The sequence below is a fragment of the Demequina phytophila genome (genome assembly GCF_000971135.1).
Taxonomy (GTDB): Bacteria; Actinomycetota; Actinomycetes; order Actinomycetales; family Demequinaceae; genus Demequina; species Demequina phytophila.
Genome location: NZ_BBLW01000006.1, coordinates 1 through 25,378 on the forward strand (window position 1 = coordinate 1; position 25,378 = coordinate 25,378).

27 protein-coding genes are annotated in these 25,378 nt (G+C 71.7%); 8 read left to right on the top strand and 19 right to left on the bottom strand.

Features of this window, described 5'->3' with window-relative positions:
• Positions 1–58: 58 nt before the first annotated feature.
• The 5 genes from rlmB to AOM01_RS09745 form a co-directional block, all read right to left on the bottom strand.
• Entirely contained in the window at positions 59–1,021 is a 963-nt protein-coding gene (rlmB, locus tag AOM01_RS09725; protein WP_062292591.1) for a 23S rRNA (guanosine(2251)-2'-O)-methyltransferase RlmB, read from the bottom strand.
• Positions 1,022–1,193: 172 nt separating this feature from the next.
• Positions 1,194–2,618, bottom strand: a complete 1,425-nt coding sequence (gene cysS, locus AOM01_RS09730; protein ID WP_062292594.1) for a cysteine--tRNA ligase — start codon at positions 2,616–2,618, stop codon at positions 1,194–1,196.
• A gap of 78 nt (positions 2,619–2,696) precedes the next feature.
• Entirely contained in the window at positions 2,697–3,170 is a 474-nt protein-coding gene (ispF, locus tag AOM01_RS09735) for a 2-C-methyl-D-erythritol 2,4-cyclodiphosphate synthase (RefSeq protein ID WP_062292596.1), read from the bottom strand.
• Complete coding sequence (gene ispD, locus AOM01_RS09740; RefSeq protein WP_156155928.1) at positions 3,167–3,853, bottom strand: 2-C-methyl-D-erythritol 4-phosphate cytidylyltransferase; 687 nt, start codon at positions 3,851–3,853, stop codon at positions 3,167–3,169. Before ispD ends, ispF begins: the two co-directional genes overlap by 4 nt.
• Positions 3,850–4,332 carry a CarD family transcriptional regulator gene (locus tag AOM01_RS09745; RefSeq protein ID WP_062292602.1) on the bottom strand — a complete coding sequence of 161 codons (483 nt, stop codon included), beginning with the start codon at positions 4,330–4,332 and terminating at the stop codon, positions 3,850–3,852. Before AOM01_RS09745 ends, ispD begins: the two co-directional genes overlap by 4 nt.
• A gap of 230 nt (positions 4,333–4,562) precedes the next feature.
• On the opposite strand from AOM01_RS09745, the gene AOM01_RS09750 reads away from it, so the two are divergent.
• Positions 4,563–5,027, top strand: coding sequence for a hypothetical protein (locus AOM01_RS09750; RefSeq protein ID WP_062292605.1), 465 nt, complete (start codon positions 4,563–4,565; stop codon positions 5,025–5,027).
• Between the two features lie 151 nt (positions 5,028–5,178).
• Here AOM01_RS09750 and pstB read toward each other — a convergent pair whose 3' ends face one another.
• The 6 genes from pstB to AOM01_RS09780 form a co-directional block, all read right to left on the bottom strand.
• Positions 5,179–5,958: a phosphate ABC transporter ATP-binding protein PstB gene (gene pstB / locus AOM01_RS09755; RefSeq protein WP_062292608.1), complete on the bottom strand. Its 780-nt coding sequence runs from the start codon at positions 5,956–5,958 to the stop codon at positions 5,179–5,181.
• 17 nt (positions 5,959–5,975) lie between these two features.
• Positions 5,976–6,947 (bottom strand): phosphate ABC transporter permease PstA, encoded by a 972-nt coding sequence (pstA, locus tag AOM01_RS09760; protein ID WP_062292611.1) that lies wholly within the window; start codon positions 6,945–6,947, stop codon positions 5,976–5,978.
• A complete protein-coding gene (gene pstC / locus AOM01_RS09765) occupies positions 6,947–7,945 on the bottom strand; it encodes a phosphate ABC transporter permease subunit PstC (protein ID WP_062292613.1) in 999 nt (332 codons plus the stop codon). The genes pstA and pstC overlap by 1 nt, the downstream gene beginning before the upstream one ends.
• Before the next feature lie 97 nt (positions 7,946–8,042).
• The gene (gene pstS, locus AOM01_RS09770; RefSeq protein WP_062292616.1) at positions 8,043–9,173 is read right to left on the bottom strand and encodes a phosphate ABC transporter substrate-binding protein PstS; all 1,131 of its coding nucleotides are present in this window, start codon (positions 9,171–9,173) and stop codon (positions 8,043–8,045) included.
• Between the two features lie 719 nt (positions 9,174–9,892).
• Complete coding sequence (locus AOM01_RS09775) at positions 9,893–10,588, bottom strand: response regulator transcription factor (protein WP_062292619.1); 696 nt, start codon at positions 10,586–10,588, stop codon at positions 9,893–9,895.
• Positions 10,585–11,697 carry a sensor histidine kinase gene (locus AOM01_RS09780; RefSeq protein ID WP_062292621.1) on the bottom strand — a complete coding sequence of 371 codons (1,113 nt, stop codon included), beginning with the start codon at positions 11,695–11,697 and terminating at the stop codon, positions 10,585–10,587. The genes AOM01_RS09775 and AOM01_RS09780 overlap by 4 nt, the downstream gene beginning before the upstream one ends.
• Before the next feature lie 140 nt (positions 11,698–11,837).
• On the opposite strand from AOM01_RS09780, the gene phoU reads away from it, so the two are divergent.
• Entirely contained in the window at positions 11,838–12,497 is a 660-nt protein-coding gene (phoU, locus tag AOM01_RS09785) for a phosphate signaling complex protein PhoU (protein WP_062292623.1), read from the top strand.
• A 115-nt stretch (positions 12,498–12,612) separates the two neighbouring features.
• On the opposite strand, the gene AOM01_RS09790 is transcribed toward phoU, so the two are convergent.
• The gene (locus AOM01_RS09790) at positions 12,613–13,359 is read right to left on the bottom strand and encodes a phosphoglyceromutase (protein ID WP_062292625.1); all 747 of its coding nucleotides are present in this window, start codon (positions 13,357–13,359) and stop codon (positions 12,613–12,615) included.
• Positions 13,360–13,574: 215 nt separating this feature from the next.
• Between AOM01_RS09790 and AOM01_RS09795 the strand changes: the two genes are divergently transcribed.
• The 3 genes from AOM01_RS09795 to AOM01_RS09805 are packed head-to-tail and all read left to right on the top strand — an operon-like array spanning position 13,575 to position 15,180.
• Positions 13,575–13,862 carry an ArsR/SmtB family transcription factor gene (locus AOM01_RS09795; protein WP_228374270.1) on the top strand — a complete coding sequence of 96 codons (288 nt, stop codon included), beginning with the start codon at positions 13,575–13,577 and terminating at the stop codon, positions 13,860–13,862.
• A gap of 5 nt (positions 13,863–13,867) precedes the next feature.
• A complete protein-coding gene (locus AOM01_RS09800) occupies positions 13,868–14,914 on the top strand; it encodes a permease (RefSeq protein ID WP_062293116.1) in 1,047 nt (348 codons plus the stop codon).
• A gap of 26 nt (positions 14,915–14,940) precedes the next feature.
• Positions 14,941–15,180 (top strand): thioredoxin family protein, encoded by a 240-nt coding sequence (locus tag AOM01_RS09805; protein ID WP_062292631.1) that lies wholly within the window; start codon positions 14,941–14,943, stop codon positions 15,178–15,180.
• Positions 15,181–15,301: 121 nt separating this feature from the next.
• Here AOM01_RS09805 and AOM01_RS09810 read toward each other — a convergent pair whose 3' ends face one another.
• The 5 genes from AOM01_RS09810 to nadC all read right to left on the bottom strand — a co-directional run bounded on the left by AOM01_RS09810 (position 15,302) and on the right by nadC (position 19,730).
• Entirely contained in the window at positions 15,302–16,378 is a 1,077-nt protein-coding gene (locus AOM01_RS09810; protein ID WP_062292634.1) for a lactonase family protein, read from the bottom strand.
• Positions 16,375–16,701, bottom strand: coding sequence for a histone-like nucleoid-structuring protein Lsr2 (locus tag AOM01_RS09815; protein WP_062292636.1), 327 nt, complete (start codon positions 16,699–16,701; stop codon positions 16,375–16,377). Before AOM01_RS09815 ends, AOM01_RS09810 begins: the two co-directional genes overlap by 4 nt.
• A gap of 162 nt (positions 16,702–16,863) precedes the next feature.
• Positions 16,864–17,079 (bottom strand): hypothetical protein, encoded by a 216-nt coding sequence (locus AOM01_RS09820; protein ID WP_062292639.1) that lies wholly within the window; start codon positions 17,077–17,079, stop codon positions 16,864–16,866.
• Positions 17,080–17,089: 10 nt separating this feature from the next.
• Positions 17,090–18,553, bottom strand: coding sequence for a lysine--tRNA ligase (gene lysS, locus AOM01_RS09825; RefSeq protein ID WP_062293119.1), 1,464 nt, complete (start codon positions 18,551–18,553; stop codon positions 17,090–17,092).
• Between the two features lie 220 nt (positions 18,554–18,773).
• On the bottom strand, positions 18,774–19,730 hold the full coding sequence (nadC, locus tag AOM01_RS09830) for a carboxylating nicotinate-nucleotide diphosphorylase (RefSeq protein ID WP_082110154.1): 957 nt from the start codon (positions 19,728–19,730) through the stop codon (positions 18,774–18,776).
• Positions 19,731–19,835: 105 nt separating this feature from the next.
• Between nadC and AOM01_RS09835 the strand changes: the two genes are divergently transcribed.
• From AOM01_RS09835 to AOM01_RS09845, 3 genes are all read left to right on the top strand, one after another.
• Positions 19,836–20,096, top strand: coding sequence for a metal-sensitive transcriptional regulator (locus AOM01_RS09835; RefSeq protein ID WP_082097458.1), 261 nt, complete (start codon positions 19,836–19,838; stop codon positions 20,094–20,096).
• Positions 20,097–20,260: 164 nt separating this feature from the next.
• Positions 20,261–21,943, top strand: coding sequence for an FAD-dependent oxidoreductase (locus AOM01_RS09840; RefSeq protein WP_062292644.1), 1,683 nt, complete (start codon positions 20,261–20,263; stop codon positions 21,941–21,943).
• Between the two features lie 394 nt (positions 21,944–22,337).
• Positions 22,338–23,114, top strand: a complete 777-nt coding sequence (locus AOM01_RS09845) for an alpha/beta fold hydrolase (protein WP_062292646.1) — start codon at positions 22,338–22,340, stop codon at positions 23,112–23,114.
• Between the two features lie 4 nt (positions 23,115–23,118).
• On the opposite strand, the gene AOM01_RS09850 is transcribed toward AOM01_RS09845, so the two are convergent.
• Complete coding sequence (locus tag AOM01_RS09850; protein ID WP_062292649.1) at positions 23,119–24,813, bottom strand: L-aspartate oxidase; 1,695 nt, start codon at positions 24,811–24,813, stop codon at positions 23,119–23,121.
• 75 nt (positions 24,814–24,888) lie between these two features.
• Positions 24,889–25,356 carry an aspartate 1-decarboxylase gene (gene panD, locus AOM01_RS09855; RefSeq protein WP_062292652.1) on the bottom strand — a complete coding sequence of 156 codons (468 nt, stop codon included), beginning with the start codon at positions 25,354–25,356 and terminating at the stop codon, positions 24,889–24,891.
• Positions 25,357–25,378 lie beyond the last annotated feature (22 nt).

The window sequence follows — 25,378 nt, forward strand, 5'->3', positions numbered from 1 at the left end:
CATCGTCCCGCGCACCACCGCGTGTCGGGGCTGAAACCGTGCGGAGCGAACTCCGGAGCTACGCGGTGAGCGCCTTCGACGCCTCGTAGAGCGCGATCGAGGCCGCGACGGAGGCGTTGAGGCTCTCCGTGGTCGCGGCGATCGGGATGGACGCGACCTGGTCGCAGGTCTCGCGCACCAGGCGGGACAGGCCCTCGCCCTCGGCGCCGACCAAGATCACGAGCGGGCCGTCGAGCAGGCTGGACTCGTGCAGCGAGACGTCGCCGTCACCCGCGAGACCCAGCACGAAGAGCCCGGCCTTCTTGTACTCCTCGAGCGTGCGGACCATGTTGGTGGCACGCGCGACGGGGATGCGCGAGGCGGCGCCAGCGGACACCTTCCACGCGGCCACGGTCATGCCGGCCGCGCGGCGCTCCGGGATGAGCACGCCGGACGCGCCGAACGCGGCCGCGGAACGCACGATCGCGCCCAGGTTGCGCGGGTCCTGGATGCCGTCGAGCGCGATGATGCGCACCGGCGAAGGGGCCTCGAGCAGGTCGGACGGGTGCGCGTACTCGTACGGCGGCACCTCGAGCGCGACGCCCTGGTGCGGCGAGCCGTCCGCGAGCGCGTCGAGCGTGGCCTTGGTGACCTCGCGGACCGCGACGCCCTGCTCGACGGCGAGGGAGACGATCTCGGTGACGCGGTCGTCCGCGTCGATCCGGTTGAACACGCTCAGCAGCGTCGCGCTCATGCCCTCGCGCAGCGCCTCGAGCACGCTGTTGCGGCCCACCACCAGGTCGACGGCGCGCGAGGTGCGGTCGCGCGGGGTGGTCCGTCCGGCGGTCGGGGGCCGCTTGGCGGCCTCCTTCTCGGCGCGCGCCTTGGCCTTGTACGCCTTGTGGTTGGGCCGCTCCTCCGCCTTGGGCGTAGGACCCTTGCCCTCGAGCGCCTTGCGGCCGTGGCCGCCGGTGCCGACCTTCGCGCCCTTCTTGGATCCCGCAGTTCGGGTCGCGCCGCGGCGCTTCGAGTTACCAGCCATGGCTACAAGGGTACGGGGCGCGCGGCGCCGCGCGCGTCCCGGGCGTCTCACCGTGCACCTCTCCACCCGAGACGATGCGAAAGTCGCCTCCCGCGGACGTGTGCCCGTTCACATCGGGGCACCTGTGTGGATCAGTGCCGAATCGGTGTGGAGAGGTGCCCGTGGGGCGGGCTCAGGAGTCCGCGGCGAGCGACCAGCGGGCGCCGTCGGCGGCGTCCGCGATGACGATCCCCGCGCCGGCCAGCCGGTCGCGGATCGCGTCCGCCGTGCCCCAGTCCTTCGCGGCCCGGGCGGCGGCGCGCGCCTCGATATCCGCCTTGACCAGGAAGTCGAGCGCGCCCATCGCGGAGCTCGAGGCCCCGGCCCTCTCCCCCGCCCACTCGGGCGCGGCGGGGTCCAGCCCCAGGACGTCGAGCATCGCCCGGGCGGCCAGGAGCGCGGAGGCGACCGCGGCATCGTCCCCCGCGGTGAGCGCGGCGTTGCCGGCCCGCACCGTCTCGTGGATCACCGCGAGGGCGCGCGGGACGCCCAGGTCGTCGTCCATGGCCTCGACGAACGCGTCGGGCAGCGCCGCGGCCGCGACGTCCGCGGAGGACACCGCGCCCACCTTCTCCGACGCGCGCGCCACGAAGCTCTGGAAGCGCGCCCACTGCGCGGACGCCTCGTCGAGCGTGGACGGCGAGTACTCGAGCATCGAGCGGTAGTGGACGGCGGCGAGCGCGAGGCGCAGGGCGGCGGGCTCGTGCGCGGCGAGCACCTCGGAGACCAGCAGGCCGTTGCCGAGCGACTTCGACATCTTCGCGCCGGACTGCGTCACCCACGCGGAGTGCATCCACAGGTGAGCGAAGCCGTAGCCGGCGGCGCGGGACTGCGCCTGCTCGTTCTCGTGGTGCGGGAAGCGCAGGTCGAGGCCGCCGCCGTGGATGTCGAACTCGTCGCCCAGGTAGCGCTGCGACATCGCCGAGCACTCGATGTGCCAGCCCGGACGCCCCGGACCCCACGGGGAGTCCCAGGACGCGGTGTCGGGCTCGCCGTCCTTGCGGGCCTTCCACAGCGCGAAGTCGTGAGGGTCGCGCTTGTCCTCGGTGGGCGAGTCCGTGGCCGGCGAGAGGTCGTCGAGCGCCTGGCGCGTGAGCGTGCCGTAGTCCGCGTAGGAGCGCACGTCGAAGTACACCGAGCCGGCCTTCTCATATGCGTGGCCGGCGTCGATGAGGCGCGAGATGATCGCGACGATCTCCGGGATGTGCCCCGTCGCGCGCGGCTCCGCGGCCGGCGGCTTCACGCCCACCGCGGCGTACGCGGCCTGGAACTCGCGCTCGTGCTTGAGGGCCCAGGCCCACCACTCCCAGCCGGCGTCGGCGGCCTTCGCGAGGGTCTTGTCGTCGATGTCGGTGACGTTGCGCACCAGGGTCACCTGGTAGCCGGAGCGCTCGAGCCAGCGCTGCAGCACGTCGAACGCGACGGCGCTGCGCAGGTGGCCCACGTGCGGCGCGCTCTGCACCGTGGGACCGCACAGGTAGATGCCCACCTTGCCGGGGGTGAGCGGCGTGAAGGCGCGCTCGTCGCGGGTGGCGGTGTCGTACAGGTGCAGGGTCACGCGCCCAGGCTACCGGTCGGGTGCCTGGAGGGACGATGCGGTGGTCCCGTTCGCGCCGTGGCGCGCGCGGCCGCGGTGTCAGCCCGCGACGATGAGCGCCGTTGCGATGGCCGCGATGCCCTCGCCGCGGCCCGTGAGCCCGAGCCCGTCGGTGGTGGTGCCGGCCACCGTCACGGGCGCCCCGCACGCGGCGGACAGCGCCGCCTCCGCCTCCGCGCGCCGGGGCGCGAGCTTGGGCCGGTTGCCGATCACCTGGACGCCCACGTTCCCGATCTCGAAGCCCGCCTCACGCACCAGCCGCGCCGACTCCGCGAGCAGCGCGACCCCGGCGGCGCCCGCCCACTCGGGACGCGAGGTCCCGAAGTTCGAGCCCAGGTCTCCCAGGCCCGCGGCGGACAGCAGCGCGTCGCAGGCGGCGTGCGCCGCGACGTCCGCGTCCGAGTGCCCCTCGAGGCCCGGCTCGCCCGGCCACTCCAGCCCCGCGACCATGAGGGGGCGGTCGCCGCCGAACGCGTGCACGTCCACGCCGATGCCGGTCCGGGGCAGGTTCACACGGTCTCCTCTGCGGGCGCGGACCGAACCGCGATGTGCTCGGCCAGCGCGAGGTCGCCGGCGTGGGTGATCTTGACGCCCCACTCGTGCCCGTCGATGGCGACCACGCGGTAGCCGAGGGCACGCGCGAGGGTGGCGTCGTCGGTCGCCTCGGCGCCGCCGCGCGCGTGCGCGTCGAGCAGCACGGACGCGCGGAACGCCTGCGGGGTCTGGACGATGCGGAACCCGGCACGGTCGACCGGGTCGCCGAGCGCGCCGTCGGGGCCGGGCGCGGTCACGAGGGTGTCGACCACCGGGACCACGGGGATGGCGCCGTCCGCGCCGTCCTCCACCGCCGCGGCGACCGCCCGCATGGTGGCCTCGGGCTGGAAGGCCCGCGCGGCATCGTGCACCAGGACCACGTCGTCGGGTGCCGGCGCGAGGGCCGCGAGGCCCGCCGACACGGACCCCTGGCGCGTGTCCGCGCCGGGGACGATGCTCGCGTCGAGTCCCTCGAGCGCCTCACGGAAGGCGTCGAGATGGGTGGGCGGCGCCGTCACCACCACGCGCGAGGCGACCCCCAGCGCGCGCCGCACGGCGTGCGTCACCAGGGGTTCGCCCGCGACGCGCACGAGCGCCTTGGGAAGGTCGGAACCCAGCCGGGTCCCGTAGCCGGCGGCCGTGACCACGGCCGCGACGGTCACGAGGCGAGGACCTCGTCGAGACGGGCCTCGGCGGCCTGCTCGTCGCACTTCTCGGCGAGCGCGAGCTCCGAGACGAGGATCTGGCGCGCCTTGTGCAGCATGCGCTTCTCGCCGGCGGACAGGCCCTTGTCGGTGTCGCGGCGGGACAGGTCGCGGACCACCTCGGCCACGCGGATCACGTCGCCGGATGCGAGCTTCTCGACGTTGGCCTTGTAGCGGCGCGACCAGTTGGTGGGCTCCTCGATGTAGGGCTCGCGCAGCACGCCGAACACCTTCTCGAGACCCGCCTGGTCGACGACGTCGCGGACACCCACCAGGTCGACGTTCTCGGCCGGCACCTCGATGGTCAGGTCACCCTGCGCTACCTTGAGCTTGAGGTAGGTCTTCTCCTCGCCGCGGATGATGCGCTTCTTGATGTCCTGGATCTGGGCCGCCCCATGGTGGGGGTAGACGACGGTCTCGCCAACGACGAAGTTCATGGTGGAGTAATCCCCTTCTCGACGGAACTCCATTCTACCATTTGGCATTTCCCCAATAACAGGCGCATTCCGCCTGGCAGTGGGCCGATGGTCCCCGAAACGGCGTTTTGGCAGCATTCTGTGCCACAAATGGGGCGCGGGCGCGTCGCCGCGGCGCCCGGCACGCGGTGGCCGCGCGACACGCCGAGCCACTATCCTTTCGGTGACTGTCACCCCGGAAAGGTCCCGCCGTGAAGCACCCCGTTCGCGTCCTCTCGCTCGCCGCCGCCGTCGCCCTCGCGACGGCCGGCTGCTCCGCCGTCAACCCGATCACCACGCAGCAGGCGTACGACGCCTCGGACGGCATGAGCGTGGAGGTGGGCGACGTCAAGGGCCTCAACCTCCTGGTCATCACCGAGGGCGAGGGCGAGCCGGCCGTGCTCATCGGCTCGCTGCACAACTACGGCGAGGAGCCCATCGAGGTCTCCGTGGGGCTCGGCACCGGCGAGGCCGTCGCCGTCGAGGTGCCCGCTGGCACGTCCGTCCAGCTGGGCGGCGAGGAGGACGAGACGCACGTCACCGGCACGTCGAGCGCGGCGCCCGGCGGCCTGCAGGACGTGGTCCTCATGTCCGAGCAGGCCGGCACCATCACCGAGACCGTGCCCGTCCTCGACGGCACGCTGCCCGAGTACGAGCCGGAGCTCGACTCGCTGTAACGCGGCGCCGCCGTGCACCCCTCCACACGCGACGTGCACCTCTCCACACAACTGAACCGGAGCATCGTCCCCTACCAGGCATGATGCGAAGAAGCGGGGCCGATGCACACGCACCGGCCCCGCTTCTGTGTGGAGAGGTGATCCCCCGGGTTCAGCCGAAGCGGCCCGAGATGTAGTCCTCGGTGGCCTTCTCCGACGGCGTGGAGAACATGGTCGGGGTGTCGTTCATCTCGATGAGCTTGCCCGGCTTGCCGGTGCCCGCGATGTTGAAGAACGCGGTGCGGTCGGAGACGCGCGCGGCCTGCTGCATGTTGTGGGTCACGATCACGATCGTGTACTGCGACTTGAGCTCCTGGATGAGGTCCTCGATCGCGAGGGTCGAGATGGGGTCCAGGGCGGAGCAGGGCTCGTCCATGAGGAGCACGTCCGGCTTGATCGCGATCGCGCGCGCGATGCACAGGCGCTGCTGCTGCCCGCCGGAGAGCGAGGAGCCGGGCTTGTCGAGGCGGTCCTTGACCTCCTCCCACAGGTTCGCGCCGCGCAGCGAGGACTCGACCAGGTCGTCGGCGTCCGCGCGGGAGATGCGCTTGTTGTTGAGCTTGACGCCCGCGAGCACGTTCTCCGCGATCGACATCGTGGGGAACGGGTTGGGGCGCTGGAACACCATGCCCACGTGGCGGCGGACCGTCACGGGGTCGACGGCGTCGGCGTAGAGGTTGACGCCGTCCATGAGGACCTCGCCCTCGACGCGCGCGCCGGGGATGACCTCGTGCATGCGGTTGAGCGTGCGGAGGAACGTCGACTTGCCGCAGCCGGACGGGCCGATGAACGCCGTCACCGACTTGGGCTCGATCGCGAGCGACACGTCCTCGACCGCAAGGAAGTTGCTGTAGTAGACGTTGAGGTTGTTGACGTCGATGCGCTTGGACACTGAGGCTCCGGTTCTGGCTAGCGGCCGGTCTTGGGGGAGAAGAAGCGTGCGATCAGGCGGGCGATCAGGTTGAGCGCCATCACGATCAGGATGAGGACCAGGGCGGCACCCCACGCGCGGTACTGCGTGATCTCGCCGATGCAGGTCGCGGTGTTGCAGGGCAGGACGCCCTTCTCGTACTCCGAGATGATGTACACCGGGAGCGACATCATGCGGCCGTCGAAGAGGTTGAAGTTCATCGAGTCGGTGACGCCCACCGCGACGAGCAGCGGGGCCGTCTCGCCGATCACGCGGGCGATCGCGAGGGTGACGCCGGTGGTGATGCCCGCGATCGCGGTGCGGACCACCACCTTGAGGACCGTGAGCCACTTGGGCACGCCGAGCGCGTAGGAGGCCTCGCGCAGCTCGTTGGGCACCAGGCGCAGCATCTCCTCCGAGGAGCGGACCACCACGGGGATCATGAGGACCGACAGCGCGATCGCACCCACGATGCCCAGCTTGGTGCCCGGGCCCGCGATGACCGCGAACAGCGAGTAGGCGAACAGACCGGCGACGATCGACGGGATGCCCGTCATGACGTCCACGAAGAACGTGATCGCCTTCTTGAGCCAGCCGCTGCCGTACTCGACCAGGTAGATCGAGGTGAGCAGGCCGATCGGCACGGAGATCACGGTGGCCGCGATGGTCATGAGGACGGTGCCCCAGATCGCGTGGAGGATGCCGCCGAACGCCGGCTCCGCGCCGAACACGCCGCGCATGGACTGCTGGAGGAACTCGAGGTTGAAGCCCGCGTCGAGGCCCTCGGCGTCCGAGATGAAGAAGCGGTCGAGGCCGTTGACCACCACGGTGACGGCGAGCCAGACCAGCGGGATCACCGCGAGCGCGAAGGCGCCGTAGATCACCGCGGTCATGCCCGCGTTCTTGAGGCGGCGCGATCGGGACAGGCCCATCATGGGGGCCGTGGACGTGAGGGTCGTCGTGGCGGTCATCAGTTGGCTCCGGAGAATTCGCTGCGACGGCTGACCACCCAGCGGGCGAGCATGTTGACGAGCAGGGTGATCACGAACAGCGCCAGACCCATCGCGATGAGCGAGTTCACGCCGAGCGCGTTGGCCTCGGGGAACTGCAGCGCGATGTAGGCCGCGATCGTGTTGTGCTGGTTGGGCTGCAGGATGTACGGCGAGAACGTGAGCCCGGGGCTGATGATCATCAGCACGGCCATGGTCTCGCCGAGCGCGCGGCCCAGTCCCAGCATGGTCGCGCCGATCATGCCGGAACGGCCGAACGGGAACACCGCCATGCGGATCATCTCCCAGCGGGTGGCGCCCATCGCGAGGGCGGCCTCCTCGTGCAGCTTGGGGGTCTGCAGGAACACCTCGCGCGACACGGCGGAGATGATCGGGATGATCATGATCGCGAGCACGATGCCCGCGGACAGCGCCACGCGGCCGGTGAAGACCTCGCCGGACTCCGGCGGCGCGAAGATCGGGATCCAGCCCAGGTAGTCCGCGAGGAACTGGTAGAAGGGCTGGAGGAACGGCACCAGCACCGCGACGCCCCACAGGCCGTAGACCACGGAGGGCACGGCCGCGAGCAGGTCGATGAGGTAGCCGAGGCCCTGCGCGAGGCGGCGCGGGGCGAAGTGCGAGATGAACAGCGCGATGCCGATCGCGACCGGGGTGCCCAGCAGCAGCGCGATCACCGAGATGAGGATGGTCCCGTAGACCAGGTACCCGACGATCTCGAGGAGGCTCTGCCCGTCCTCCGGCTTGATGAAGGAGACCGCGTCACCGAGCTCCGCGGCCGGCATCGACACCGCGGGCCACGCCTCCATGAGGAGGAACGTCGCGACGGCGGCGAGGGTGATGAGGATGAGCGAGCCCGCACCGGTCGACACCCACTTGAACGCGTGGTTCGCGGCTGCGCCGGGGTGGGTGCCGTAGTCGCTCGGCGGCGTGGTCTCTGGCGACTGCTCTGTGGTCGTCACGCGAAGGTCTCCCTTGGTTGCGGCCCCATCGTAATGGGCAAGGTGGTGGGCTCACCCGTCGAGGGCGAGCCCACCACCATCAGGTCCTACGAGCGGGTCAGCCCGCCGCGATCTCGTCGAGGATCGACTCGACGTGAGCGGACACGTCCGCGGGCAGCGGGGCCGAACCGGCGGCCTCGGCGGCAGCGGCCTGGCCCTCCTCCGACGCGACGTACTTCTCGAACGCGGTGACGAGCGCACGCTCGGTCTCGTCGTCGTACTGCTGGCAGACGATGTGGTACGAGACCAGGGTCAGCGGGTATGCGGTGGAGTCGGTGGTGGTGCGGTCGATCGCGTACGCGAGGTCGTTCTCACCGTTGGCCGTGTCCGACAGCGGCGACGCGGCGATGATGTTCGCGGCGGCCTCCGGGGAGAAGGGCACGTACTCCTCGCCCACCTTGAGGGCGACGGTGCCGAGGTCGCCGGCGCGCGAGGCGTCCGCGTAGCCGATGGCGCCATCGGTCGAGGTGACGGTGTCGACCACGGCGGAGGTGCCGTCGGCACCCACCGACTGGCTCGCGGCGGTCGAGAACTCCTTGGTGGCCTCGTACGGCCACGCGCCACCCGAGGTCTGCTCGAGGTAGTCGGTGAAGTTCTCCGAGGTGCCGGACGAGTCCGAACGGAACACGACGGTGATGTTCGACGACGGGAGCTCGACGCCCTCGTTCTGCGACGCGATGGCCTCGTCGTCCCAGGTGGTGATCTTGCCGTCGAAGATGTTCGCGATGGTCTCGGCGTCGAGGTTGAGGCTGTCCACGCCCTCGAGGTTGAAGATGACCGCGACGGGCGAGATGTACATGGGCAGGTGGATCGCGCCGGCGTCGCCGTCGCAACGCTCGACGGCGGCGGCGTACTCCGCCTCCTCGAGCAGGCCGTCGGAGCCGGCGAAGGGCACGGCGCCCGCGAGGAACTGCTCGATTCCGCCGCCCGAGCCGACCGGGTCGTAGCCCACGGTCACGTCGGCGTTGAGGGACTGGAAGCCCGCGCGCCAGGCGTCCATCGCGGACTCCTGCGACGAGGCACCGGCGGCCTGGAGGTTGCCCGACAGCTCGACGGCGGTCTCGGAGGTGGCCGCGGCCGAGGCGGTCGCGTCGTCGGCGGCGGGCTCGTTCGAGGCCGAGCAGGCGGCCAGCGACAGCGAGAGCGCTGCGGCGGTCAGGACGACGCCGCTACGGGTGAAAGCCTTCACTTCTGAATCCTCACGTTCATGGGACCCCGGCGGAGCGCCGGGCAGGGCCGGCTGATTGCCGGATGACCTTCACCGTAGGCACGTCAGGTAACGAGGTGCCGGGGGGATTCTGAACTGCGGGTGAACATCCGGTGAACCGGGGCGCTTGTGACCGGATCGTGACGATCCTGGGGTTCGCGCGGGCGCGGCGCGAGGCTTCGTCGGGGCCCGCGCGTTCCGTTGATACGGGAGTGCGGATCCGCGGCGACTTCTCTGCACGGGGCTATCAGCGGAGCGCCGCGGCGCAGTCACGCGGGTTCCGAGCCCGAGGTTTGTCTCGTTCCGTGCTCACCGCGCCGGCACACGTCGCGATGCTCGCGGTTTTCATGCACTCTGGGCGCCTCCGCGCCTCCACGCGCGTACTCGGATGGCTGCGCGGCGGCCGCTGCGAAAGCGTCGTGCCTGGTGGTAGCCCTGCGTGATGAAGCGCGGACCGTCCGCGGCGCCCACGACCCTGCCGAAGTTGCATGAAAACGGCGAGCGCCGCGACCCACACATGCTGGCGTCCGGGCGAGGCGCGCCCGCGCGTTCCGTTGAGACGGGAGTACGGATCCGCGGCGGCTTCTCTGCACGGGCTATCAACGGAGCGTCGCGGGACGATGCCCCGGCCGGTTCGGGCGCCGCCGCGGGACGATGCCCGGGCCGAGTCGGGTGGAGGCGCGCACCCCGTCGCGGCGCGCCTACCCCTCGAAGCTGTACCCGACCCCGCGGACGGTGAGGATGAGCTCGGGCTCGGACGGGTCGGCCTCGACGCGGGACCGGATCCGCTTGATGTGCACGTCCAGCGTCTTGGTGTCACCGAAGTAGTCCGAGCCCCACACGCGGTCGATGATGACCTGGCGAGGCAGCACCCGCCCGGCGTTCTGTGCGAGCAGGTGAAGGAGCGCGAACTCCTTGGGCGGCAGCGACTGGGTCTCGCCGTCGCGGGTGAGCTGCAGCCGCTCGGGGTCCAGGGTGATCCCGGCGACGGTGAGCCGCTCGGGCTCGTCGATGATGTCGCGCTGCCCCGCCGCGTACCTGCGCAGCACGGACCGGATGCGCGCGACCAGCTCGCGGCCGGAGTAGGGCTTGGTGACGTAGTCGTCGGCGCCGAGCTCGAGCCCGATGATCCTGTCGACCTGGTCGTCCTTCGCGGTGACCATGATGACCGGCACGTCGGAGCGCTCGCGCACCGCCTTGAACACCTCGGGGCCGGACATGCCGGGCAGCATGAGGTCGAGCAGGATCAGGTCCGCGCCGTCGCGGATGAACGCGTCGAGGCCGGCGGTGCCGGTGGCCGCGAGGGCGACGGTGAAGCCCTCCCGCTCGAGCAGGAACTGCAGCGAGTCGCGGTACGACTCCTCGTCCTCGACGACGAGGATGCGCGCCTCGGTCATGATGCCTCCTGGTGAACTGCCAGCTTGAAGGTGAAGGTGGACCCCACACCGGGCTCGGACCATAGCGCGACCGAGCCCGCATGCTGCAGGGCGATGTGCTTGACGATGCTGAGGCCCAGACCCGTGCCGCCCGTGTCGCGGGCGCGCGCCGGGTCCGCGCGGTAGAAGCGTTCGAAGATCCGCTCGGCGTCCGCGGAGTCGATGCCGATGCCGCGGTCGATCACGGCGACGGACGCGACGCCGTCGCGCGCGTCCACCGACACGGTGACCGGGCTGCCCTCGTCGGAGTACTGGACGGCGTTGTCGACGAGGTTGCGGAACGCCATCACCAGCAGGTCGCGGTCGCCGTAGACGGAGGGATGCGCGCGCACGTCGGTCACCAGGCGGATCCCCTTGGCCTCGGCCATCACGCGCGCGGCCTCGACCGCCTCGTGCACCACGCCGTCGAGGTGCAGCTCCTCCTGGTCGGCCACGGAGCCGCCGGACTGGAGGCGCGTGATCTCGATGATCTCCTGGATGAGCTTGGTGAGGCGGCGGGCCTCCTTGCGCATCTTCTTGGAGAACTTCCTCACCATCTCCGGGTCGTCGTACGCCTCCTCGATGGTCTCCGCGAGGAGGCTGATCGCGCCGATCGGCGTCTTGAGCTCGTGGGACACGTTGACCGCGAACTCGCGGCGCGACTGCTCCGCGGCACGCGACTCCGTGTTGTCGTTGACCAGCGCGAGGCACAGCTCGTCGTCGACGGGGGTGACGCGGGCGTGCACGAACCGGGGCGTCCGGAGCACACCGCGCTGCACCGCGATCTCCGACTCGATCGCCTCGCCGCGACGCCACGCCTCCTCGGCGAGGTCCGCGAGGTCGGAGTTGAGCGCGCCGTCGGGCCGCGAGACCCCCAGCGCGGCCGCCATCTGATTGCTGAACGCGCTGCGTCGGTCACGCCGGATCACCACGGCGCCGGCCTGCAGCACACCCATGAGCTGCCTGGTCCGGTGCGGGACCAGGGTGTTCTCCTGGATGACCTCCTGGGTCCGGAAGTACTGCAACGCGGCGGTGACGCCGACGCCGATCACCAGGCCTACCAGGGCGGCGATCCATACCTCGGGGCTCATGGCGCCACAGTATCCACCGCCCCCGGAGTTCACCCAATGTTCACGGCGACCACCGATTGTTCACCTGCCCGCCCGGGTGACGCGCGCATCGTCCCTCCGCCCGATGCCAGACTGGAGCCCTTGAGTCTGTAAGGAGAGTCATGCGCACCCTGTTCAACGCCGAGATGGCGGTCCTGGCCGAGGACCTCGTCGCGATGGCCCGCCACGTCGAGTCCGCGATCACCAAGGCCTCGGAGGCCATCCTCACCGGCAACCTCGAGCTGGCCCAGAGCGTCATCGCCGACGACGAGGCCCTCGACGAGCTCGAGACCCAGGTCGACGAGCGCTGCGTCCTGCTGATCGCCCAGCAGCAGCCCGTGGGCCTCGACCTCCGCACCATCATCTCCGCGCTACGCATCTCCGCGTCGCTCGAGCGCATGGGCGACCTCGCCGAGCACATCGCGAAGGACGTCCGCCGCTCGTACCCCGAGTCCGCGATCCCCGACTCGCACCGCGCGATCATCGAGCAGATGTGCTCCGCGGCCACCGAGGCCGCCGGCGAGATCATCCGCCTCCTCGAGACGCGCGACCTCAACGTCGCCGCCGCGATCGTGGAGGACGACGACCGCCTCGACGCCCTCCACGAGCGTGCCTACAAGAGCCTCGTGGACGGCACCTACACGGGCTCCGCGCAGAACACCCTCGACGTCGCGCTGCTGTCGCGCTACTTCGAGCGTTTCGGCGACCACGCGGTGGGGATCTCCCGCCGCATCGTCTACCTGGTCACCGGCGACCACTCGGGCTCCGACGCCAAGATCTGACGCGTCCCGGACATAGCCGAAGCCCCCGACCGGACGGTCGGGGGCTTCGTCGTTCAGGGGGACGATGCGCGGGCCGGGCCTCGTACGAGGCGCAACCGGCGCATCGTCCCGGCTGCTACTTCTTCTTGCCCTGGTTGGCGACGGCCTGGATGGCGGCCGCGGCTGCCTCCGGGTCGAGGTAGGTGCCGCCGGGGTTGGTGGGCTTCAGGGTCTCCTCGTCGAGGTGGTAGACCAGCGGGATGCCCGTGGGGATGTTGACGCCCACGATCGCGTCGTCCGCGATGTCGTCGAGGTGCTTGACGATCGCGCGCAGCGAGTTACCGTGCGCGGCGACCATGACGGTCTTGCCGGCCTTGAGGTCGGGGACCACGGCCTCCTCCCAGTACGGGAGGGCGCGCTCGAGGACGTCCTTGAGGCACTCGGTCTTCGGGATCGGCTCGCCGGCGTAGCGCGGGTCGCCCTCCTGGGTCCACGGGTTGTCGGCGCTGATCTCCGGCGGCGGCACGTCGTACGAACGGCGCCAGATCATGAACTTCTCCTCGCCGAACTGCTCGAGGGTCTCGGCCTTGTTCTTGCCCTGGAGGTCGCCGTAGTGACGCTCGTTGAGGCGCCAGTTGCGCTTCACGGGGATCCAGTGGCGGTCCGCGGCGTCGAGCGCGAGGTTCGCGGTCATGATCGCGCGGCGCAGGAGCGACGTGTGGAGCACGTCGGGCAGGATGCCCTCCTCCTTGAGCAGCTCACCGCCGCGCGTGGCCTCGCCCGTGCCCTTCTCGTTGAGCGGGACGTCGACCCAGCCGGTGAACAGGTTCTTCTCGTTCCACTCGCTCTCGCCGTGGCGGAGCAGGATCAGTGTGTAGGTCATGCGGTCAGCCTAGTAGGGGCGGGCGGCGGTGCGCGTGGCCAACGTCCCGCCCCCTCCCGAGTTCGCTCCGCACGGTTTCACGATCGACACGCGGGCCATCTCGGCCGATTCCGGGCGACACGCCGCTGCGCGCCGAGCGAGACCGTGCGGAGCGAACCAGGGGGCGGGGACCTCGGTCCCGGTGACGCATACCCCCACGGGTACACACTTCAAACGTGGCTGAACTGACCCCCGCCGCGCTGCTCCAGGCCGCCGCCGACCCGGTCCGCTGGGCCGTGCTCGAGCGCCTCGCCGCGGGGCCGCGTTGCGTGTGCGACCTCCAGGAGCACGCCGACGTCTCGAGCACCCTGCTCAGCTACCACCTCAAGGTGCTGCGCGAGGCCGGGCTCGTCACCTCGTCGCGCCGCGGCCGCTGGATCGACTACGCCCTGGCGACCGACGCATCGTCCCGGCTCGCCGCCGCCCTCCCGGTCTCCCGCGCCCTGGTGGAGGCGACGCCGTGACCGTCATGGAGCGCGTTCACACGGCCACGCCCATGCAGCGGCGGGCCGGGCTGGCCGTCGCGGCCGTCGCATGGTGGGTGCTGTACGCGGTCAACCTGCCGTTCTGGGACTGGCTGCTCGGCGACGTCGCGGGGCTCGACCTCTCGACTCGGCTGGGCTCCGGCATCCACTTCTTCCTCTACGACACCACCAAGATCCTGCTGCTGCTCACGGGGATCATCTTCGTCGTGACGGTGCTGCGGTCGTTCATGTCGGTCGAGCGCACGCGCGCGATCCTGGGCGGCAAGCGCGCCGGGGTCGGCAACGTGGTCGCGGCGTCGCTGGGCGTGGTGACGCCGTTCTGCTCGTGCTCGGCGGTGCCGGCGTTCATCGGCTTCGTGGCCGCGGGCGTGCCGGTCGGGGTGACCATGAGCTTCCTCATCGCGAGCCCCCTGGTCAACGAGGTCGCGATCGCGCTGCTGCTGGGCCTGTTCGGGTGGGGGCCGACGCTCCTCTATGTGGCCGCCGGGCTGGTGATCGCGGTGGTCGCGGGGTTCGTGATCGGGAGGCTGCGGCCGGAGACGTGGGTCGAGCCGTTCGTGTTCGAGACCACCCTGGGCGGGGAGGCCGTGGACCCGGGCTACGCCCTCACGTGGAACGACCGCATCCAGATGGGCCTCGAGGAGGTCCGCGACATCCTCAAGAAGATCTGGCCGTACCTCCTGGTAGGCATCGGGATCGGCGCCGCGATCCACGGCTGGGCGCCCGAGCGGTGGTTCGCCGACCACGCCGGCGCCGACAACCTGCTCGCCGTGCCGCTCGCCGTGCTGCTCGGCGTACCGCTGTACTCCAACGCCGCCGGGATCCTGCCGATGGTCGAGGCGCTGTCCGACAAGGGCCTGCCCATAGGCACGCTGCTCGCGTTCATGATGGCGACCGTCGCGCTCAGCCTGCCCGAGACCATCCTGCTGCGCCGCGTCCTCAAGCCGCGCCTCATCGCGATCTTCATCGCCGTGGTGACCGTGGGGATCATCGCGGTCGGCTACCTCTTCAACGCAGTGCTGCCTGCTTGAGTCCCCCGTACCGGAAGGAACCCGCCATGCACATCAAGATCCTCGGCCCCGGATGCGCGAACTGCGCCACCCTCGAGCGCGTGACGCGCGAGGCCGCCGGCGCGCTGGGCCTCGACGCGACCTTCGAGAAGGTCACCGACTACGGCGCCATCGCCGGCTACGGCGTGATGCGCACGCCGGGCCTCGTGGTCGACGAGAAGCTGCTGATGTCGGGCCGCGTGCCCACGGCCGCGACGGTCAAGGAGATGCTCGCACCGCTCGCCTGACGCGCCCGCCCGATTCGCTGCGCACGGTTCCACGCGCGACACCCCGGCAACCACGGGCCGGATTCGGCGACACGCCGAGTCTCACCCAGTGAAACCGTGCGGAGCGAACTGGCGGGGCGGGTCAGACCTCGATCACGCAGGCCGGGCTCTCGATCTCGCCCTCCGCGTACGGAAGGTCGACCACGTCGCCGATGCCCTGCTCCGCCGGGAGCCCCAGCACGTCCGCGAGCGCGAAGGAGCGGGCGCGATGGCCGCGCTCCTCCCCCACCACCAGCCGGTCGCCCAGGACCGCGAAGTAGCGGGGCCAATGCCCGGCGTCGAACGCGCCGCGGTACGTGAGCTCACCCTCCGGGGCGACGTCGAACACGCTGATGACGTCCGCGCCGCGCACGCTCACCAGCAGCACGTCGCCGGCCCCGCGCGAGGCGCCCGGCACCAGCAGCACGTGCGCGTCCTGCAGCTCGGCGCTGCGCGGCGCCGCGAGGGTCGACGGGGCCTCCGCGATCACCTCGGCGGTCGCGGACTCGGGATCCCAGCGCAGCGTCCGCAGGACGTGGTCCAGCTCGCACGTCACGTAGAGCAGGTGCCCCCGCACGGCCACGTGACGCGGCCCGGCGCCGGGCGGCAGGATCGCGGCGATGCCGTCGGGGTCGAGCAGCCCGTCGGCGAGCACCTGGTACCGGCGCAGCTCGTCGGTCCCGAGGTCCGCGACGAGCACGTGCCGCCCGCCCGGTGCGAACAGCGCCGAGTGCGCGTGCGGGCCCTCCTGGCGGTCCTCCACCGGGCCCGAGCCCGCGTGCCCGAGCAGCTGGGCCGGCGCATCGTCCCTGGGTAGCCCGTCCATCCCGAGCGGGACGACCGCGAGGTCGCCGCTCGAGTAGTGGCTGACGTAGAGCGTGAGCGCGTCGGGCGCGAGGAGCAGGTGGCAGGCGTCCGCGCCACCGGTCGCCAGGGTCGCGACGATGCGCGGCGCGTCCGGGCGTCTCACGTCGAGCACCACCACCTGGCTCGCGGGCAGCTCGCACGCGACGTACACCAGCGGCAGCGTCGGGTGCGCGACCAGGAAGGAGGGCGCGGGCAGCTCGAGGACCCGCTCCGCGTGCGGCGACTCAGGCACCGCCGACCGGAAGATCCCCTCGCCCAGCCCCGCCGGCGTGCCGAGCCCGGCCGCCGGATACGTGCCCCAGAGGAGCGTCACTGTGCGGCGTCGTAGGCCTCGCGGACCTTGGCCGGGATGCGGCCGCGCTCGGGGACGTCCACGCCGTTCTCCTTCGCCCAGGTGCGGATCGCCGCGGCGTCGCCGCCGGACGATGCACGGGTCGCCTTGCGCGCGGCGGCCTTGCGGGTCGCGGTGCGGCGGCCGGCGGAGATCCACGGCGCGAGCGCGTCGCGGAGGGCGGAGGCGTTGGCCTCGTTGAGGTCGACCTCGTACGACGAGCCGTCGAGCGAGAATGCGACCGTCTCCGTCGCGACGGAGCCGTCGATGTCATCGACCAGAACGACCTGAACCTTCTGCGCCACTGCATTTCCTTTCACGGGAGGTGAGGCGATATTCGCATTGCATTGTCATGCGCGTCAATTCGCCTCGCGGAACCGTGGAAAATGCCACACCCGAGGAAAGTCGGGAATTATCGGTCGCGAGTTTGCCCGAGAGCTCTCTGCGCGCCGATAACCGCGGCTACCCTAGGCCTGGCGAGGCTCCTGCGAGGAGCCCGCGGGAGCATCGTCCCTGGTGTCCGGCGTGCCGGCCTGCTCCGCCGCAGCCCTCGCGTCCTCCTCGGCGAGAGCGGCACGCTCATTTCTGTCCGCACGGATCACGGAACGCATCGCGAACCAGAAGATCGCGCCCACGCCGATCGACGGGATGATGCCGATCGCGACGGCCTGCCAGGTCTCCACGCCCGCTCCCTTAGTCGTCGGTGGGCTTGACGAGCGGGAACAGGATGGTCTCGCGGATGCCGAGCCCGGTGAGCGCCATCAGCAGGCGGTCGATGCCCATGCCCATGCCGCCGCTCGGGGGCATCGCGTACTCCATCGCGGTGAGGAAGTCCTCGTCGAGGCGCATGGCCTCGTCGTCGCCCTGGGCGGCCATGCGGGCCTGCTGCTCGAAGCGCTCGCGCTGGATGACGGGGTCGACCAGCTCGGAGTAGCCCGTGGCGAGCTCGAAGCCGCGCACGTAGAGGTCCCACTTCTCGACCACGCCGTCGATCGAGCGGTGGTCGCGGGTGAGCGGCGAGGTCTCGACCGGGAAGTCGCGGACGAACGTGGGCGCCGTGAGCGTGTCTCCCACGTGGTGCTCCCACAGCTCCTCGATCAGCTTGCCGTGGTTGACGCGCTTGGGGTCGACGGAGACCTCGAAGCGATCGCACAGCTGCTGGAGGTACGCGACCGAGGTCTCGGGCGTGATCTCCTCGCCGATCGCCTCCGACAGCGAGCCGTACATGGTGATGTTCGCCCACTCGCCGCCGAGGTCGTACTCGGTGCCGTCCGCGAGCGTCACCACCTGGGTGCCGAACACGTCCTGCGCCGCGCCCTGGACCAGGTCCTGCGTGAGGCGGCCGATGGTGGTGTAGTCGCCGTACGCCTCGTACGCCTCGAGCATGGAGAACTCGGGGCTGTGCGAGCTGTCCGCGCCCTCGTTGCGGAAGTTGCGGTTGATCTCGAAGACCTTCTCGATGCCGCCCACGGCCGCGCGCTTGAGGAACAGCTCGGGCGCGATGCGCATGTAGAGGTCGATGTCGTACGCGTTCATGTGGGTGATGAACGGGCGCGCGGCGGCGCCGCCGGGCTGGGTCTGGAGCATCGGGGTCTCGACCTCGATGAAGCCGCGCGAGTGCAGGCTGTCGCGCAGGCTGCGCATCATTGTCGCGCGGTTGCGGGCGGTCTCGCGGGCGAGCGGGCGGGCGATGAGGTCGACGTAGCGCTGGCGCACGCGGGTGTCCTCGGCGAGGTCCTTGTGCAGCGTCGGGAGGGGGCGGAGCGCCTTGGCGGCGACGGCCCAGTCGCTCGCGAAGACGGAGACCTCGCCGCGGCGCGACTTGATCGCGCGGCCCTGGGCGAACAGGTGGTCGCCCAGGTCGACGTCGGCCTTGAACGACGCGAGGGACTCCTCGCCCACCTCGGCGAGGCTGAGCATGATCTGCAGGCGCTCGCCCGCGCCGTCCTGGATCGAGGCGAAGCAGAGCTTGCCCGTGTTGCGGATGAACACCACGCGGCCGGCGACGCCGACCACATCCTGCGTCTCCTCGCCGTCCTCGAGGTGCGCGTACTGCGCCTTGACGTCCGCGATCTCGTGCGTCTTGGGCACGGTGACGGGGTACGCGCCGCGGCCGTCCGCGATGAGGCGGTCGCGCTTCTCGCGGCGCACGCGCATCTGCTCGGGGACGTCGTCCGTGGCGGTCGCGGGGTCGGCGGGGGCGGGCGCGGCGGTCTGCTCAGTCACGGTGAAGATTCTACGTGGGGTGCTGCGGGGGACGGTCCCCGTTAGCTGGGCACGGTCCGAGCGGCGACACTCCGCCGCGGAGGGACGATGCGCGGGTTCAGCCCCGCGTGTCGCCCGCCCGACCGTGCGGAACGGATGGGGGCTGGGCGGGTCAGGCCAGGTCGAGCCCGAGGTCCACGATCGGGCTCGAGTGCGTGAGCGCGCCCACGGACATGAAGTCGACGCCCGTCGCGGCGACGTCGCGCACGTTCGCGAGGGTGAGGCCGCCGGTCGCCTCGAGCCACACCTTGCCGGTGCCTGGCTCCCCCTGCTCGCCCGCACGGACCCGCGCGACCAGCGCGCGCATCGTCTCCGGCGGCATGTTGTCGAGCATGAGGAACCGCGCTCCCGCGGCGATCGCCTCGGCGGCCTGGGCCGCGTCCTCGACCTCTACCTGGACGGGCACGTCGGGGAAGCGCGCCTGGATTCGGGCGATCGCGTCGCCCACCGACCCCGCCGCCACGATGTGGTTGTCCTTCACCATCGCGCAGTCGAACAGGCCCATCCGCTTGTTGACGCCTCCACCCATCCGGACGGCGTACTTCTCGAGCGCGCGCAGACCGGGCGTGGTCTTGCGGGTGTCGAGCACGCGCGCGCCGGTGCCCTCGAGCGCGTCGGCCCAGCGGCGCGTGTGGGTGGCGACGCCGGAGGCGCGCGACATGAGGTTGAGGAGCGTGCGCTCGGCGATGAGGACCACGTGGCCGGGGCCCGCGAACCGCGCGATGACCGCGCCGGCCTCAAGCCGATCCCCGTCGGCCGCCTCCAGGGTGACCGTCGGAGCGGCGAGGCCGAGGCGCTCGGCGACCTGGCGCATCGTCTCCTGGATCGCGCCGATACCTGCGAGGACGCAGTCCTCGCGGGTGGCGACTACGCCGGACACCTCGACGTCGGCGGGGATGGTGGACTGCGTGGTGACGTCGCGGCCGGGGGCGGTGCCCAGGTCCTCGTCGAGCGCGAGGGAGACGATGCGCGCGAGGGCTGTCGCGTCGAGCGGCGCCTCCTGCGGCAGCTCCTCGGGATGCGGCGGGCGGGGCGCGTCGGGCGCAGCGGCGGTAGCGGCGGCGGTCATGGGGCCATTCTGCCTGCCGGGACCCGGGGCCTGGCCCGCATATACCCCCTCGGGGTATCCTGGCCGCTGATCGTCACCCACCCGGAGGAGCACGCGATGACCGAGATTCACCTGAGCGCCGAGGACATGGACCCCGTCGTCAAGCGCCTGCGCCGCGCGCACGGCCAGCTCGCGGGCGTGCTGAAGATGATCGAGGACGGCCGCGACTGCGCCGACGTCGTCACCCAGCTCGCCGCCGTCTCCAAGGCGATCGACCGCGCCGGCTTCACCATGATCGCGACGGGACTCGAGCAGTGCGTCCGCGCCGACGAGGACACCACCGAGGCCAAGGAGCGCCTCCAGAAGATGTTCATGTCGCTGGCCTGAGCCGGCTCTCCGGCGGCACCCCGCCGCCGGACCCGGACGGGCCTCGCAGGAGGCCCGTCACCCGTGCATCGTCCCCGCGAGATGTGATTCGGGACCAAGGTCGGAATATACCCCCGGGGGTATCTGTTAGCCTGGTTCCCGAAACTTCGACGGAAGGACCTCACATGCGCATCCTGGTGATCGGTGGAGTGGCAGGCGGCATGAGCGCCGCGGCCCGCGCGCGCCGCCTCGACGAGCACGCGGAGATCATCGTGCTCGAGAAGGGCAAGTACGTCTCGTTCGCGAACTGCGGCCTGCCCTATCACGTGAGCGGCGAGATCGAGCAGGACTCGTACCTGCTGCTGCACACGCCGGAGACCCTCCGCGCGTCGCTCGACCTCGACGTCCGCACCGAGCACGAGGTCATCGGAATCGACCGCACCGCGCAGACCGTCCTGGTCGCGACCCCCGCCGGCACCGAGACGCTGTCCTACGACGCGCTGGTGCTCTCCCCCGGTGCTGATGCGATCGTCCCGCCGATCCCCGGCATGGACCTGCCCGAGGTCACCCACCTGCGCACCGTCGACGAGGCGCGCTCGCTCGCTGCCCGCACCGCCACCGCGAAGCGCGCGGTCGTGATGGGCGCCGGGTTCATCGGCCTCGAGACCGCCGAGGCGTTCCGCCACCGCGGCCTCGACGTCACCCTGGTCGAGCTGGCCCCGCAGGTGCTCCCGCCGCTCGCGCCCGAGATGAGCGCGCTCGTCGAGAAGGAGCTGCGCGCGAACGGCGTGGACGTGCGCACGGGCGTCGCGGCGACCGGCGTGCGCGCCGGCTCCGCCGGGGACGATGCCGCGGTCACCGTCTCGCTCGGCGACGGCACCGAGGTGGCGGCGGACATCGTGGTGGTGTCCGTGGGCGTGCGGCCGAACTCGTCGCTCGCGGCCGAGGCGGGCCTCGAGGTGACCGACCGCGGCGCGATCGTGGTCGACGAGCTCCAGCGCACCTCGGACGCGCACATCTGGGCCGCGGGGGACGCGATCGCCGTGCGCCACGGCGTCACCGGCCAGGTGGGCCCGGTGCCGCTCGCCGGCCCCGCGAACCGTCAGGGCCGCCGCGCGGCGGACTCGATCATGGGTCGCACCGACAAGGCACAGCCGGTGCTCGGGACCGCCATCGTGCGCGCGTTCGGGCTGACGGCCGCCATGACGGGCGCGTCGCCGCGCATGCTGGACGCGGCCGGCATCGAGTACTTCGTGGTCCACACGCACCCCGGCAACCACGCGGGCTACTTCCCCGGCTCGCAGATCCTGCACCTCATGGGCGTGTTCTCTCCCACCGGGGAGCTGCTGGGTGCCCAGGCCGTGGGCCCGGACGGCGCCGACAAGCGCATCGACGTGCTCGCCACGGCGCTGCGGGCGGGCTTCTCTGCCGACGACATCGCGGAGCTCGAGCTCGCATACGCACCCCCCTTCGGGTCCGCCAAGGACCCCATCAACATGCTGGGCTTCGCCGCGCAGAACGTCATCAACGGCACCACCACCCTGTGGACGGCCGCAGACCTCCCGTGGGTCGTGGACAACGCGCTGCTCCTCGACGTGCGCAGCGAGCGCGAGTACGCCGGCGGCCACCTGCCGACGGCGGTCAACCTGCCGCACACTCACCTGCGCGAGTACATCGAGGGTGTGAAGCAGCTCGCGGCCGGGCGGCCGATCCGCGTGATCTGCGCCTCGGGCGTGCGCTCGTACTACGCGCACCGCGTCCTGAGCCAGCACGGCTTCGACTCGGCGACGTTCGACGGCGGCATGTTCACGCTGGTCGAGGCCGTCCCGGGCGTCGAGCTCGCGACGGGTGCGTTCCAGCCCGCCTGATCCGGAGCGCCGGCCCGGCGAGAACGGCGAGCGCGCGCGACCGCGCCAGTGGTGCGCGCACGCTCGCCGTTTTCATGCACTTTCGCGAGCCTGGTGACGCGCGACCGGCCCGCATACGGACGCCATTCGACCCGATCGGCGCCACATCTAGCAGGAAGATCGGGACAAGCTCCCATCTGGCACCCGATTCAGCACGCCAGCGCGCCGAACGGGCGCTCCCCACTCGCCGGAACCGATCGCGCCCTTCGCGAGAGTGCATGAAAACGACGAGGGTGGCGGTACGAGCCTCCGCACCCCGAGCGATGCGGGCGTCTCCGGCGTCGCGCGCAACACGGGTCGGTGTGTGCAGCGCGCGCGGTCGACGCCGGCCCGGCGCGGGTGGAGCATGGCTCCCATGAGCGACGTCACCTCCGCCGACGGCACCCGGATCGGACACGAGAGCCTCGGCACCGGCCCTGCGATCGTGGTCGTCGACGGGGCCATGTGCTTCCGCGACTCCGGGCCGGCGCGCGGCATCGCGGCCGCCCTCGCGACCCACCTCACCGTCCACGTGTACGACCGTCGCGGACGGGGCGCGAGCGGCGACACCGCACCCTTCGCCGTCGAGCGCGAGATCGAGGACATCGCCGCCGTGATCGACGCGGCGGGCGGGACCGCGGCGCTCCTCGGGATGTCGTCCGGCGGCGCCCTCGCGGCTCGCGCCGCCGCGGCGCTGGGCGACGCGGTGACGCATCTGATCGCCTACGAGCCTCCATTCATGCCGCCGCCGGCACGCGACGGAGCGGCGGCGTACACCGCCGCGCTCACCGCGGCGCTCGAGCGGGGCGATCGCGATGGCGCGCTGGCCGCGTTCTTCGCGCGGGTGGGCGTCCCCGACGCCGCCGTGGAGACGATGCGCCGGTCGCCCGGGTGGGAGGGCAACCTGGCGATCGCGCCGACCTTGGCGTACGACGATGCGGCGATGGGCGACTCGTCGGTTCCGGACGACCTCGCGGCCATTGGCGCACCCACGCTCGCGCTGGCCGGTTCGGCGACGCCCGACTTCCTGCAGTGGGGCGCGCGCGAGCTCGCCGCGACCGTCCCCGGCGCGACGTTTGCGCTGGTGGAGGGCCAGGGCCACGCGGTGGATCCCGACGCGCTCGCGCCCCACGTGGTCGGCCTCGTCGGGTAGCGGCCTACTCCCCCAGCTCGAGCGGCGCCTGCGCGAACTCCAGCGTGCCGTCCGGTGAAAGCCGCGCGGCCAGGTGGACCGCCCACTCGGGATCGGTCTCGGGGAAGTCCGAGCGCTGGTGGCCACCGCGGGACTCCTCGCGCAGCAGCGCGGCCTCGACCAGCACGGAGGCCGCCGCGACGATGTTCGTGGTCTCCCACTCCGCCACCTGAGGCACCACGGCCGTCACCGGGTCCGTGTGGAAGCGGGCGCGGATGCGATCCAACCGGGCCACCGCATCGTCCAGGGTGTCGCCGTCGCGAACCGGCCCCGCGCCCTCGTGGGCGATGGCCTGGACTCGCGGGCGCATCGTCGCCGGTACCAGGGCTGACTCGCCCGACCGCTCGACGGGCTCGAGCTGGGTGAGGACCCCGTCCGCCACCATCTCCGCGGCGTCGCGCGCCGCGCGGCGCGCGAACACGAGCCCCTCGAGCAGCGAGTTCGAGGCGAGGCGGTTGGCGCCATGGACGCCCGTGCACGCGGCCTCGCCGATGGCGTAGAGGCCGCGCTGCGTCGAGCGCCCGTGGAGGTCCGTGAGGATGCCGCCGGAGTGGAAGTGCTGCGCGGGCGCGACGGGGATGAGGTCGCGCGACATGTCCAGGCCGTGGCCCTCGAGGGAGCGCCAGATGGATGGGAAGCGGCGCTCGAGGAAGTCCCGGTCGAGGTGGCGGCAGTCGAGGAAGACGGAGTCGGACTCGTCCTCGCGCATCACGTCGACGATGGTGCGGCTCACCACGTCGCGGGGCGCGAGCTCGGCGAGCTCGTGGCGGCCCACCATGAACCGCTCGCCCGCGCCGTTGAGAAGGTAGGCCCCCTCGCCGCGGACCGCCTCCGAGATGAGCGGCAGCTGGCCGCGCGCGTTCGCGCCCTGCCACAGCACCGTCGGGTGGAACTGCACGAACTCGACGTCCGCGACCGCGGCGCCCGCGCGCAGCGCCGCCGCGAGGCCGTCGCCGGTCGACGAGGCGGGGTTGGTCGAGGAGCGGAACACCTGGCCGATGCCGCCCGTCGCGAACACCACGGCCTTCGCGAGCGCCGCGCCCACGCCGTCGCGCGAGCCCTCACCGATCACGTGGATGGTCGCGCCGCAGACGGGGCCCGGGCGGCCCTCCGCGTCGGGCGCGCCCGTGAGGAGGTCGACCACCATGGCGTGCTCGATGACCTCGATGCCGGGGTCGTTGCGGATCGCCTCGAGCTGCTCGACCAGGGCGCGGGAGACCTCGGCGCCGGTGGCGTCGCCGCCCGCGTGCACGATCCTGTCGCGGTGGTGGCCGCCCTCGCGCGTGAGGGTGAGGTCGCCGTCGGGGCCGGTGTCGAACTGCGCGCCGCGGCGCAGGAGCTTGCGGATCGAGTGGGGGCCCTCGGTCACGAGGACCCGGACGGCCTCCTCGGAGCACAGCCCCACGCCGGCGACCAGCGTGTCCTCGAGGTGCTCCTCGGGAGTGTCCTCGGGGTCCAGCGCCGCCGCGATGCCGCCCTGCGCCCACACCGTGCTGCCCGAGGACAGCAGCCCCTTGGTCACCACGAGCACGCGGTCCACCTTCTCGCGCAGGTCGAGCGCGGTGGTGAGGCCAGCGATGCCGGAGCCCACCACGATGACGTCGGTCTCGATGGTCCAGCCGGGCTGAGGCGCGGCCAGGCTGCGCACGAAGGCGGTCATGAACGCCAGGCTACCGGCGCGGATGCGGGACCCCGACCGGGACCCCGACCGTGCGGAATGGATTGGGGGTGGGGCTCAGCGCGCCGGGAACGCGTCCCAGCCGCGCTCGTGGAACGCGTGCACGGGCAGGCCGGACGGCTCGAGCCCGTCGGCGCCCGCGGGGACCAGCCCCGGCTCGTCGGACAGCTCGACCACGCGGTTGGCGGCGTCGACGAACACGACGTGGGGCTCGAAGGTCCGGGCCTCGGCGTCGGCGAGCATGCCGTAGCCGATGATGATGACCAGGTCCCCCTGGTGCACCAGGTGCGCCGCCGCGCCGTTGATGCACAGCACCCCCGAGCCGCGCTCCCCCGGGATCGCGTACGTGGTGAGCCGTGCGCCGTTGGTGATGTCGACGATGTCCACCTGCTGGCCCGGCAGCAGGTCCGCCGCCTCCATGAGGTCGACGTCGATGGTGACGGAGCCCACGTAGTGCAGGTCCGCCTGGGTGACGGTCGCGCGATGGATCTTGGAGATCATCATCGGGCGCTGGAGCGAGGTCATGAGGGATCCTTCCGACGCGGTG